General features: G+C 41.8%; 9 protein-coding genes. 5 read left to right on the top strand and 4 right to left on the bottom strand.

Going from position 1 to position 12,068, the window contains the following annotated elements; translation table 11 throughout:
- Window positions 1-40 precede the first annotated feature (40 nt).
- On the bottom strand, window positions 41-748 hold the full coding sequence (locus AC1XUD_RS06515) for an esterase family protein (protein WP_483360162.1): 708 nt from the start codon (window positions 746-748) through the stop codon (window positions 41-43).
- A 227-nt stretch (window positions 749-975) separates the two neighbouring features.
- Here AC1XUD_RS06515 and AC1XUD_RS06510 point away from each other — a divergent pair, with 227 nt between their 5' ends.
- Entirely contained in the window at window positions 976-1,737 is a 762-nt protein-coding gene (locus tag AC1XUD_RS06510; RefSeq protein WP_483360161.1) for an alpha/beta hydrolase, read from the top strand.
- A gap of 178 nt (window positions 1,738-1,915) precedes the next feature.
- On the opposite strand, the gene AC1XUD_RS06505 is transcribed toward AC1XUD_RS06510, so the two are convergent.
- On the bottom strand, window positions 1,916-2,938 hold the full coding sequence (locus AC1XUD_RS06505; protein ID WP_483360160.1) for an acyl-CoA reductase: 1,023 nt from the start codon (window positions 2,936-2,938) through the stop codon (window positions 1,916-1,918).
- A 131-nt stretch (window positions 2,939-3,069) separates the two neighbouring features.
- On the opposite strand from AC1XUD_RS06505, the gene AC1XUD_RS06500 reads away from it, so the two are divergent.
- The 3 genes from AC1XUD_RS06500 (at window position 3,070) to AC1XUD_RS06490 (ending at window position 6,352) form a co-directional block, all read left to right on the top strand.
- Complete coding sequence (locus tag AC1XUD_RS06500; protein ID WP_483360159.1) at window positions 3,070-3,417, top strand: 4Fe-4S dicluster domain-containing protein; 348 nt, start codon at window positions 3,070-3,072, stop codon at window positions 3,415-3,417.
- Between the two features lie 349 nt (window positions 3,418-3,766).
- The gene (locus AC1XUD_RS06495) at window positions 3,767-4,978 is read left to right on the top strand and encodes a porin (protein ID WP_483360158.1); all 1,212 of its coding nucleotides are present in this window, start codon (window positions 3,767-3,769) and stop codon (window positions 4,976-4,978) included.
- Between the two features lie 48 nt (window positions 4,979-5,026).
- On the top strand, window positions 5,027-6,352 hold the full coding sequence (locus AC1XUD_RS06490; RefSeq protein WP_483360157.1) for an ammonium transporter: 1,326 nt from the start codon (window positions 5,027-5,029) through the stop codon (window positions 6,350-6,352).
- A gap of 180 nt (window positions 6,353-6,532) precedes the next feature.
- Here AC1XUD_RS06490 and mtaB read toward each other — a convergent pair whose 3' ends face one another.
- On the bottom strand, window positions 6,533-7,852 hold the full coding sequence (gene mtaB / locus AC1XUD_RS06485; RefSeq protein WP_483360156.1) for a tRNA (N(6)-L-threonylcarbamoyladenosine(37)-C(2))-methylthiotransferase MtaB: 1,320 nt from the start codon (window positions 7,850-7,852) through the stop codon (window positions 6,533-6,535).
- Window positions 7,853-7,889: 37 nt separating this feature from the next.
- Entirely contained in the window at window positions 7,890-9,725 is a 1,836-nt protein-coding gene (locus tag AC1XUD_RS06480; protein ID WP_483360155.1) for an LTA synthase family protein, read from the bottom strand.
- A 140-nt stretch (window positions 9,726-9,865) separates the two neighbouring features.
- Between AC1XUD_RS06480 and AC1XUD_RS06475 the strand changes: the two genes are divergently transcribed.
- On the top strand, window positions 9,866-12,052 hold the full coding sequence (locus AC1XUD_RS06475) for a glutamine synthetase III family protein (protein ID WP_483360154.1): 2,187 nt from the start codon (window positions 9,866-9,868) through the stop codon (window positions 12,050-12,052).
- Window positions 12,053-12,068: the final 16 nt, after the last annotated feature.

Here is a 12,068-nt window from a genome sequence, read left to right as displayed (position 1 = left end):
TTGTTTTTCTTTTTTTGTTGATTAGTTATATGATTCAATTTTACATAATTCTCGACAAATAGTCAGGTAGGGCCGCATTCCAGAGTGGCCAGTCGTGCTTTTCCCAGCCCTTGATATCCAGCCAATGCTCTACACCGATATTGTTTAATATTTTGGATAGTTTCAAATTGCTGTCCAGACAAATATCCCACTCCGACGTCCCAAGGACGATTTTCATATGTCCATATCGCCATCCCTGTTCATTAACCATATAGTCGATAGGGTTGTTAAAGTATACATTATCATCATAATATCCGTCCGTAAAAGAGCGTATATCAAATGCACCACTCAGGCTTATCATATAAGCAACTTGTGACGGATGGCGGAATGCGAAATTTGCGGCGTGATAGCCGCCAAAACTACATCCTGCTACTCCAATTTTATCTACCTGGCACTCGTTCCGGATATAAGGAACCACCTCGTTGGTCAGGAATTTGTCGTATTGAATGTAGTTCAAGACACGATACTCCGGATTAAGATGTTTGGCATACCAGGACTCGGCGTCTATGGAATCAATGCAGTATATCTTATATTTGCCAGATTCAACAAGGCCCCTGAGTGACTCGATTAGTCCCATATCTTTGGCTTGATAGTAGCGTCCGCGTGTGGTTGGAAAAATGAGAATGGGATACCCCCAGTTGCCGTATACAAGCATATCCACATCACGGTCGAGATGATGGGAGTAGTATTTAAGGTGACGCTCTTCCAAGATTTTGGGGTTAAGTGATGTAAAGAAATGAAATATACAAAACAAATAAATAGATGCAAGCGTATATCCGACTCAGGCTGTCACATAATATGTTCAAACGGAGATATCGATCTCCGACTGTGCATTAACCAATTAGTAATGCTAAATATCAATTTCCGAATGTTGCCAGAATCATCAAAACCTATCCTATTTTGCCTAAGTCAAGTTCACAAGTTAGTACTCATTTAATGTTTTCCAAAGCTTTAAAGCGCGATGTAAAGCTTACCATTATTACTCCGCCTGAAGTTGTAAGCGAGGCTCCTTTAGGGCTCTTGCTGGTCAACGACGGTCAGGATTTTGATGCACTTAATTTGTTTAATACACTCGAAAAATTATGGAGCTCTCAAGGAATTGAGCCGATAGCCGTCGTCGGGATACATGCCGGACATGATCGACTTTATGAATATGGCATCGCAAGTCAGTCGGACTATGCGAATCGTGGGAGCAGGGCGGGGGAGACTACCTCCTTCGTTTTGACGGAATTATTGCCCTTTTTAAAATCGACATATCATATCAGGGACACGGGAGTTGCATATGCCGGATTTTCATTAGGTGGATTAATGGCGTTGGATATGGTTTGGAACCATCCGGACGTTTTTTCAATAGCTGGTGTTTTTTCCGGTTCACTTTGGTGGCGGCAACGATCTTTGGATCGGGGATATATTGACCAGGACAGGATTATGCACAATCAAATTAAATCAGTCATATCTTCTCCGAATCTAAAATTTTGGTTTGAATGTGGCACTGCCGACGAAACTGACGATCGTGACAACGATGGCGTGATAGATTCAATTCAGGATACGCTGGATTGTATATCGGAACTGGAGAGAAAAGGATATCGGTGGGGCAAGGAAATTGAATATGTAGAAGTGGAAGGAGGAGAGCACAATCCGGGAACATGGGGGGAGATTATGCCGGCGTTTTTGGAATGGGCGTTTCCTGGGAAGTAGGCGAGTTGTTCGGTTGTCAGGATTAGTCAGGAAATTGTCAGGGGGTGGTCATGAGATTGTCATGAAGTGGTGAGGTTCTGACAGGCAATTTTCAAGGTTTGCCACGAAGACAGCAAGACGTACAATGCTCTGATTAAAAGTCTCGAAGCCTTCGTGGCAAATAATTAACAGTTAGATATCAGAAGGATGAGAGGAATTTCATGGTATCCACATTGTCTGCATAGTCGTTTAACCCGGGATTTTGGCTGTCTCCAAATTTGACTGCGTTCATAAGCCCCGGTGCGGGTGCACCTACAACACATTGGATTTTTTCAACGTTTTCTTCAATTTTAATCGCGACGTCTTCTATAGAAAGATATGTTTCATAATGCAAGACACTAATAGGAGAGACCAAGCCTGGATTTTCCGTGATGATCAGAAAACCATTATCAAAATGGGGAACACGGTTGATCAAAACAATCGACTTGTTGTATTCGTAGTTATTGAAATATTTGTGATGATTCATATATAAAGGGCTCAGATCTTCGATCGCCTCATATAATTGCGTGAAATCATAGCCCTCAGGAACGTACAACTTTGAAACATTGCGGCAACCCAGTCCATAGTATTTAAGGATATCGCTGCCCAGCAACGCAAGTTCTTCTTTACTTTCTCTTCCGGTAAGAACAGCGACTGAAGTCCTGTTTTTTCTTATAATATTAGGTTTTTTGGCAAAATAATAGTGAAAGTATCTTGCAGTATTGTCACTTCCGGTAGCGATAAAGGCACTCGCTTCATTAAGCCGATCTACGAAAACAATCTTGGACGCAAAACCAGGCTCGATTTCTATCAGCTTTTCTAAAATTGAACGGATCAGTATACCGTCTTCCGAACTGAGCTTCGCCATCAGGGCATGGCCGCTGATTAATATACAGAGTGCGTCATGAAAACCTACGGCAGGGATATTTCCAGCCATAACCACACCGATCGACTCAGAAACGGACGGTTCGGGATATTGCGATGCCCAATGAGCGAGCCGTTCGGTATCTAAAAATTCTGAGGAAATTGCTTTTAGTGCATTTTGACAATTAACCGGCGTAAACCAGTTATTTTTAGAATAAGCGCGGCTAACCCACTCTTCAACAATATCTTTATTATCCGGAGACGAGATGAAATTTCCTAATTTGGCAAAAGCTTCAATCCTTTGATTTCTTGAAATCATTATATGGGTAATGTGAAAAATTTAATTGTAATTACGGTTTTTAATTTTCTGATTGTTGTGAAACTTTAAATAGTTATATTTGTTGTCTTAAAGAGGAGAAAGTAGCAACAAATATAAACAATCCGGCGACGATGGCTATAATGATAACCGATGAATGCATAAATTGTGGGGCGTGCGAGCCAGAATGCCCGAATACTGCAATTTATGAAGGAGGAGTAGAATGGACGTGGAGCGATGGAACAAGTTTGGACGAGGTTGATTTCGGCGATGGCACGGTAGTAAGTGGCAAAGAAAAGCAATCCCCCGTTTCCGATGAGTTTTACTATATAGTAACGGACAAATGTACCGAGTGCGTAGGTTTCCATGAGGAACCACAGTGTGCGGCTGTTTGTCCGGTAGACTGTTGCGTGCCTGATCCTGATAATGAAGAAGAAGAAGATACCTTGCTGGCTAAAAAAGCATGGTTACATGGTGAATAGTTAAGTACTATTTATATAAAGATTTGAAAGCCCGCCTTTTGGCGGGCTTTTTGCGTTTTAACTACTTGGATAAATGGTAATTTAGTAATAATGATACTACGGTGTGGTGAAGTATTTGTATTTATAAAATTTTGTAATATTCTAGGTATGCAGAATAATCTGTTAGTTATATATTTTTGTAAAAAATGGCATTTTATGTTACATTTTACTGAAAAAAGTTCACAAAAACATGAAAATTGCATTTTTTGTGATAAAAATCACGAGGATTATTTGATAAATATAATTTTAATACAATATTTGATTCATAAATATTCCCGGAGAGTAATATTAACTATAACAGAATATAATTATGAAAAAAGTCTATTGTACAGTATTATCTTTGATGGTTCCGTTTTTGGGTTTTGCGAAGTCAGAGGAAGAAAAGAAAAACAAGGTTGAGAGTGCTACAACCAGCACAACCGTCGCAGAGGTGAAGGATGATGAAGAAACAAAAGGTGCTTTTGCTTTTTCAGGCTATCTGGATTCGTACTACATGGCTAACTTTAACAAACCTCAGTCGCGCTCGAACATGGGAGCAACTAATGCCCGGGTTTTCGATCAGAAGTCAGGGCAATTTTCTCTTGGTTTGGTTCAAACAAAAGTTGTTTACACAAACGCCAAGTCGGAAGCTGTTGTGGATCTGACATTTGGTCCTAACGCGAATATGGGAAACTATGGTAATGCTTTATTCAGCACCGCACTCGCTATTAAGCAAGCCTACTTTACCTACAAGTTTACCGACAAGTTTTCGATGACGGCGGGACAATTTGGAACGCACATCGGATATGAAGTAATCGATGCTCCTGCTAACTTTAACTACTCACTATCCAACCTCTTTAATAACGGACCTTTTTATCACGCGGGTTTGAAAGCAACCTACGCGTTTTCTGACAGAGCTTCATTGATGTTGGGTGTTGTGAACAATGTTGACGGACTTGGCGATAACAACCGCAAAAAGGGTATCATCGGTCAGTTTTTCTTCTCGCCGGTAGCCAACTGGAATGTGTATATCAACGGTATCACAAGCAACGAGGCTAACATTGACGAGACTACTCATGAAGAACCAGACGCTTTCTATCGTGTAATTGACCTTACGACCAGCTATCAGATCACTCCAAAATTCCTTTTAGGACTTAATGCTGCATATGGAGCTCAAAAAGGAGATTACCAAGGTTTTGGTGGTCCTACAGAATCTGAAACATGGGGTGGATTTGCCTTATATTCAAATGTTGCTGTGACGGACAACTTTGCAATCGGTGCTCGTTATGAGTATTTCAATAACGACAATGGTGTTAGAGGTTTACTTGACAAGCAAGGAATGGGTACAAAAGTTAATTCAGTAACTCTTACTGGTAACATTAACCTTGCTGACGGTCATATTCTGTTGAAACCTGAGTTCAGATTGGACGCCTATCCAAAGCTTAGCGGTTCAGGGGAAGAACAACAGTTTGAAGACAAAAACGGTGAGTTTACTAAAAATAGTCAAACCACTTTCGGACTAGCGTTCATTTACAAGTTCTAATACCGAATAATACCTTCTTAATCATAACAATAATCCCAATTTTAAAAAATGGAAAAACGTAGTTACTTACCATTGATCATTTTGCTGGCCTTCAGTGTTTTGGGCGCTTTTTCTCCAAACGTGCCAACGCAAATTATCACCGAAGGCGTGAACTCGGGTGACACCGCCTGGATGCTTGTTTCATCAGCACTTGTACTACTCATGACTCCAGGTCTTGCGTATTTCTATGGTGGAATGGTGAACAACAAGAACGTAATTTCAACTATGCTTCAAAGCTTTATCGCAATGGGCGTAATTAGCGTACTTTGGGTTGTAGTTGGATTCAGTCTTGCATTCGGAGACGACCTGGGCGGTCTGGGTTTTGTAGGAAATCCGTTGACTTACTTTATGTTCAGAGGAGTATTTGACGCTCCGGTTTGGGGAACTATTCCTTTCGCGCTTTTCGCAATGTTCCAGATGAAGTTTGCGGTAATTACACCTGCGTTGGTAACGGGTTCCATGGCTGAGCGTGTGAACTTCCGTTCATATGTACTTTTTATGATCCTTTTTGGTGTGTTCATTTACTCGCCATTATGCCACATGACATGGCATTCAGACGGTCTTCTTTTCAAAATGGGTGTTCTTGATTTTGCGGGTGGAACTGTTGTTCACATGTCTGCTGGCTGGGCTGCTTTGGCAGGTGCTCTTTATCTGAAAAGACGTAAAGCGTTACTTGAAGATCACGTTTTGCCTCCTGCTAATATTCCTTTCGTTCTTTTGGGAACAGGTTTGCTTTGGTTCGGATGGTTTGGATTTAACGCTGGTTCTGCTCTTGCTGCTGGTCCGTTGGCTGTTTCGGCTTTCGCAACTACAAACACTGCCGCTGGTGCCGCTGGTTTATCATGGGTACTATTTGATGCTGCAAAAGGTAAGAAAGTATCTGCTCTTGGATTCTGTATCGGTGCGGTTGTAGGACTTGTCGCAATTACTCCTGCTGCTGGTTTCGTAACCGTTCCTTCTTCGATATTCATTGGTACTGTTGCCGCAATCATCAGTAACTACGTAGCTCACCTTCGTACACGTTCTACTTTGGACGATACATTGGACGTTTTCCCTTGCCACGGTGTAGGTGGTATGGTTGGTATGTTAATGACTGGTATTTTCGCAACAAGCGGTGTTAACTCTCTGGTAACTGACCAAGGTCTTGCATTCGGCGAAACTAAACTTTTCATCAATCACGTAATCGCATTAGTTGGTGTCTCTGCATTCGCATTTGGTGGGTCACTTCTATTGCTTAAAATTACTGATATGATCATGCCGCTTCGTGTGTCTGAACAAGATGAGAAATCTGGTCTTGACATCAGCCAACACGACGAGTTTCTTGTAGAAGCATAGTTTGATTGGATATTTGTTAACGATAGAAAAGCCCCGGAACTTCCGGGGCTTTCTTTGTTTGTAGGAGCTTTTAGGGGTTAGTTTTATCAATTAATTTTTTGGCTCATTGATCTAAAGAGAGATCGCTAACGAATTCTCATCAATACCTATCCCCTAACAGCTAACACCTAACGGCTAACGTTAATAAGCCATTTCCGGCTCATTCACTTCCATAAATCCTGCTTCATTGATATGGTTGTAAATGACCTCCTTGGTCTCGTTGATTAATAACGGATCATACTTCACAGCTACACGAACGTAGTTTCCTGTAAACCCAAGCATTTGACCATTTTGAATTTCATCTTCAAAAAGAACGATGCCCGATTTGCTGATCTGATTTTCATAGAAGAATCTCTTTTTCTTTTCTGAAAGAATATGGAGCATTTTAGATCGGTCCGCGCGTTCGTGCTTTGGTACTACGGGTTTGATATTGAGTGCAATAGTATTATCTCTTTCGGAATACGTAAATACATGGAGATATGATATGTCGAGGTCGTTCAGGAAATTATATGTCTCCAGAAACAGCTCATGGGTTTCGCCAGGATGTCCAACGATCACATCAACCCCAATACAGCAATCCGGCATGAGAGATTTGATCTTCGCAACTCTTTCTATATATAGCTCCCGGCGGTACCGTCTTTTCATCAAACCCAGAACAGTATTCGATCCGGATTGAAGGGGAATATGGAAATGAGGAACAAATCGTTTAGAATTGGCAACAAATTCAATAATATCGTCCGTCAGTAAATTAGGCTCAATGGATGAAATCCGGAACCGTTCTATACCTTCAACCTTGTCTAGTTCTTTGATCAAATCAAAGAAAGTTTCCTTTCGCTGACCTTGCTGAATTCCAAAATCACCGATATTAACACCCGTCAAAACGATTTCCTTCACGCCACGGGAAGCAATATCTTCTGCAGCCTTCACAATATTCTCTATTGAATCTGATCTGCTTTTTCCTCTGGCAAGTGGTATCGTGCAATAGGAGCAAGGGTAGTCGCAGCCGTCCTGTACTTTCAAAAAAGTACGCGTACGATCATTTAACGAATAGGAAGTATGATAATCGATGGCATCATCAATGGAAGAAGCCATTACTTTGGCGGGCGCTCCAACTGGTTCTTTCTCGAAAGTATCGAGCAAATCCACTAATCTGAATTTTTCGGCCGCGCCCAACACAGCATCAACACCGGGTATCTCCGAAATTTCTTTTGGTTTTAGTTGAGCATAGCAGCCTATAATGGCCACATACCCATCAGGATTTATTTTTTGTGCCTCTCTAACAATCTTACGACACTTTTTGTCAGCATTATCAGTAACGGAGCAGGTGTTGATGATAAATATATCCGGGTTTTCATTGAACTCAACTTTCGAATAACCCTTCTGCTCAAACATCCGCCCGATAGACGAAGTCTCTGAATAATTCAGTTTACAGCCCAGTGTATAAAAAGCAACTTTTTTCATATAATTCTATTTCTGCCGCAAAATTACATCTTTATTATCAACGATTTAAATAATCATTGAAAGAAGCTTGCAGATATGTTTTTCCAATTTCAACTTCGGCGGGATTAATCGTCCCCTTCTTTTCGACAATGTTCCCACCAATATTATCTCTGACGATGTAACCTTCAGGTCGCATCCAGCCGAAGCCATTGCTGAAAGCAAAGTACGCAAAGGCCTGACGTTTAGTTCCAACAATGTCATTACTCCATGAAAACTGACTGGCAGGTATATAAAGCTGATTCAGCAAAGTCGACGCCAAATCTGTTTGGGAAGCGAGAGTGTTGATCCTGATATTCTTTTGCTGCAAAGCACCGCCAAGCCAGAGCATGGGGATATGAAATTCAGAGGGTTTGTCTTTTGACGTTTCGGGAAGAGGATGGCCGTGGTCTGCCAGAATAACGATGATTGTGTTGTTCCACCAGGGTTTGGTCTTTGCATCTTTTATGAAATTTCCGATAGATTCATCGGAATAGTGCAGAGCATTCAGGAACAGGTTTTCCTGGGAATTTCCATTGATCACCGTCGGCACGGGAACCTCAAAAGGTTCGTGACTGCTCAATGTGAAGAGCGTTGCAAAAAAAGGAGCCTTTGCCTGATCCAGATCATCGATAAGGCGTTTAAGCACCACATGGTCATGAGCACCCCATTTGGAGTTCATATCCTTTTTATCAAACGAATTGATATCGGTGATTTTATTGAAATCTTGCTGGAGAAAATAGGTCTTCATATTTGCAAACTCCGTTTCTCCTCCATAATAAAACGAGGTATGATATCCTTTCTCCCGGAAAACATGTGGTAAGGAAGGAAGGCTTCGGGTTTTCGTCGGAATCTTGATAATCGATTCGGTTGGCTGAGCTGGATATCCACTTAGTATTGCAACCATACCTTTGTCACTTCTGTTGCCACTCGCATAAAGATTTGTAAAAAGTATGCCTTCTTTAGTCAATTCATCAAACCGAGGGGTAATATTAGGCAAACCTCCGAGCGAACGGACCACTTTCGCAGTAAAGCTTTCCCATATGATGACAATCACATTTGGGTTGGTTATTCTCAATAGATATTGATCGGGCGTTGAAGCTGTGTAAAGCTGTCTGACTTTCGCGTCAACTTCGTTTTGAGGGAAATATTCGAATGGATTGGTTTTGCTGTAGCTATTTCTGTTGATAATCGAGCGCGCATAATTCCAGGGAACATTGACCGCCGCATAATTAGCAAAGCTCTTGTTGGAAAAATAAACAGAGGCTTGATTCATAGGAGCCAACTGCAGTCCACCTCGTATCGGAATGATCAGAAGGGCTGCCAGAAATATAAAAACAGAAATAACTGTCAGTACATTGACTCCGCGGAAATGAGGCACAAATCTATTCCTTAATGTACCAAACAGCCATATAGACAGCAAACACAGTATAAATAAGAGCGTTAGCAAAAAGCCAACCGGAGCTGCCCCCATGGACGCAAAAGCTTCGCGGGGGGTATTGAGATAATGCAATGAAGACGCATCTATCCGGAAGCCCCATGCGCGGAATAACTCAAGATCGAACGTGACCAAAGTTGCTATTATACAGGACGTTATGATGGAATATACTTTGATAAAGCCGTTATACCATCTCCAGCTGGAAAACGTAAAAGCCAACAGAAGCGTAGGAATCACTAGCAGATATCCCGTAAAGGAGATATCCATTTTCAGACCGTGAAGTGCACTTTGCACCCAATAGGAGCTGGGAATTTCCAACGCTTTCTTGTAGTGATATGCAAAAAATATAACTCGGAAAAATTGAAAAAGGAGAATCCAGCAAAAACTGTATAGTGCAAGAAATGAAAGTCTTATTCGCATGGCGTCAGGTCTAAATTGCAAAATTCCTAAAAAATTGTGATATCAGACCGGAAGTGAAATAAAATATGTCTAGCAAATAATAGTGGTTAAGAACTTGAAATAAATAATTTTGGGATTCAATAATACTTAATTGAGAATTTATGACATTTCGTTCTAAAGCTTTTGAAACTGCTCTTAGCCGGGTAGTTCCTGTTTTAGCCCCTCCAGCAGAAAAGGTTGCTGATTTGTTTGGTTCTAATACATTCAGCGATGAAGTAATGCGAACCCTGCTTTCTCCCGAGGCATATACCAAAATTTCGAACGCCATCAAGTCCGGATCTACGATTGACAGAGAGGTGGCCGATGAAGTATCTGCCGCGATGAAATCATGGGCCATATCAAAAGGTGCATCTCATTATACACACTGGTTTCAACCTTTAACCGGCAGCACTGCTGAAAAGCACGATTCATTTTTCGATTTAACACCCGATGGCAAAGCTGTCGAGAAATTTAAAGGAAGTGCTTTGGTTCAGCAGGAACCTGATGCTTCTTCATTTCCAAGTGGAGGATTGCGAGCTACGTTTGAAGCCCGTGGATACACCGGCTGGGATCCCAGTTCTCCTGCATTTTTAATGGACAATGGGGCAGGAGGGAAGACACTTTGTATACCATCTGTTTTCATATCATATACCGGCGAAGCGCTGGATTATAAGGCACCGTTGCTTCGCTCACTTGTCATGCTGGATAAAGCCTCCACCTCGGTTTGCCAGTTTTTTAATCGTGATGTGGGCAAAGTAACACCGACGTTGGGTATTGAACAGGAATATTTTCTGGTTGACAAGGCTTTATATTACGCGCGTCCGGATTTGCTGATGGCTGGGAGAACCGTATTCGGTCACCCGCCGGCTCGTGGTCAACAGCTTGACGATCATTATTTTGGATCGATATCTCCAAGGGTAAATGCGTTCATGGCGGATTTCGAATTTGAGGCTTTGAAATTAGGAATCCCCGTCAGAACCAGACACAATGAAGTAGCGCCCGGTCAATTCGAGTGCGCGCCGACTTTTGAAGAGGTAAACCTGGCCATCGACCATAATGCATTGCTGATGGATTTGATGCAAAAAGTTGGAGACAGGCATAATTTCCAGGTATTGTTTCATGAAAAACCATTTGCCGGTATAAACGGAAGTGGGAAACATAACAACTGGTCGCTTTCGACCGACACAGGTATTAATTTGCTTGCACCCACCAGTAAACCAAAAGAAAACCTACGCTTTCTCACCTTCCTGATTAACGTCGTAAAGGCCGTACACGATCATGCAGATTTGCTGAGAGCATCAGTGTCGTCGGCTGGGAATGAGCATCGTCTTGGGGCAAATGAAGCCCCTCCATCTATTGTTTCTGTATTCCTTGGCGGCGAGCTGACTAATATGCTGGAAGAGCTTGTAAATAAAGGAGAGATAACATTGGAAAAAGGGGATAATTTTTATTACAAGTTGGGAATCAGCAGGATACCTAATTTGCTTCGAGATAATACCGATCGGAACCGTACATCTCCTTTTTGCTTCACCGGAAACAAATTTGAATACCGTGCCGTTGGGAGTTCCCAAAACAGTGCTTCTGCGATGATTGTCCTGAATACGATCGTGGCGCATCAATTGATGGAGTTCAAGCGTGAAATGGATGAGCGTTTGGCAACGGGAGAAGAAAAGAAAGTAGCGACGGTAGCGATTTTGAAAAAGTATTATACGCAGTCCAAAGATATTCTTTTTGAAGGCAATGGATATTCAGAAGAATGGGTAAAGGAGGCCGCGGCGAGAGGGTTGAGCAATATTAGTGAAACTTACGATGCGTTGCATGCATATACTTCGGAGAGCACGATTCAGGTTTTTGAGAAGATCGGAGTTTTGACTTCGAGGGAGTTGCACGCCAGATATGAGATTGAACTCGAGAATTATGTGAAAAAGCTGCAGATTGAATCTCGTGTCATAGGTGATTTGGCACTCAATCACGTAGTGTCAACTGTCGTAAAATATCAGTTCAAATTAGCCCAGACGGCAAGGTCTCTTACTGACCTTGATATGCTGGAGGAAGCCGAACCGATCAAGGAGATTATAAAAGATATCTCATCTCATGTGGTTATTATTAAAAAAGCTGTGCATGCGATGACAGAGGCGCGCAAAAATGCAAATAACGTAGAAAACCTGTTTGATAAGGCCAAATTGTACGGTACGGACGTAAAAGGACACTTTGATGAGATCCGATATCACGTTGATAAATTGGAATTATTGATCGATGATGAAGATTGGCCTTTGCCAAAGTATCGCGAAATGTTATTTTTGGAGTAAATTTAGATTAGTATCA

Source organism: Dyadobacter sp. HNCC25DJ184, assembly GCF_056895215.1.
The sequence above is the reverse complement of the archived record's forward strand: the minus strand, read 5'-3'. Positions and strand labels throughout refer to the sequence as shown.

Excerpts from the sequence above, each read along its gene's own strand:
- AC1XUD_RS06510 (WP_483360161.1), top strand. The coding sequence starts at position 976 with ATGTTTTCCAAAGCTTTAAAGCGCGATGTAAAGCTTACCATTATTACT.
- AC1XUD_RS06505 (WP_483360160.1), bottom strand. The coding sequence starts at position 2,938 with ATGATTTCAAGAAATCAAAGGATTGAAGCTTTTGCCAAATTAGGAAAT.
- AC1XUD_RS06500 (WP_483360159.1), top strand. The coding sequence starts at position 3,070 with ATGGCTATAATGATAACCGATGAATGCATAAATTGTGGGGCGTGCGAG.
- AC1XUD_RS06495 (WP_483360158.1), top strand. The coding sequence starts at position 3,767 with ATGAAAAAAGTCTATTGTACAGTATTATCTTTGATGGTTCCGTTTTTG.
- AC1XUD_RS06490 (WP_483360157.1), top strand. The coding sequence starts at position 5,027 with ATGGAAAAACGTAGTTACTTACCATTGATCATTTTGCTGGCCTTCAGT.
- mtaB (WP_483360156.1), bottom strand. The coding sequence starts at position 7,852 with ATGAAAAAAGTTGCTTTTTATACACTGGGCTGTAAACTGAATTATTCA.
- AC1XUD_RS06480 (WP_483360155.1), bottom strand. The coding sequence starts at position 9,725 with ATGCGAATAAGACTTTCATTTCTTGCACTATACAGTTTTTGCTGGATT.
- AC1XUD_RS06475 (WP_483360154.1), top strand. The coding sequence starts at position 9,866 with ATGACATTTCGTTCTAAAGCTTTTGAAACTGCTCTTAGCCGGGTAGTT.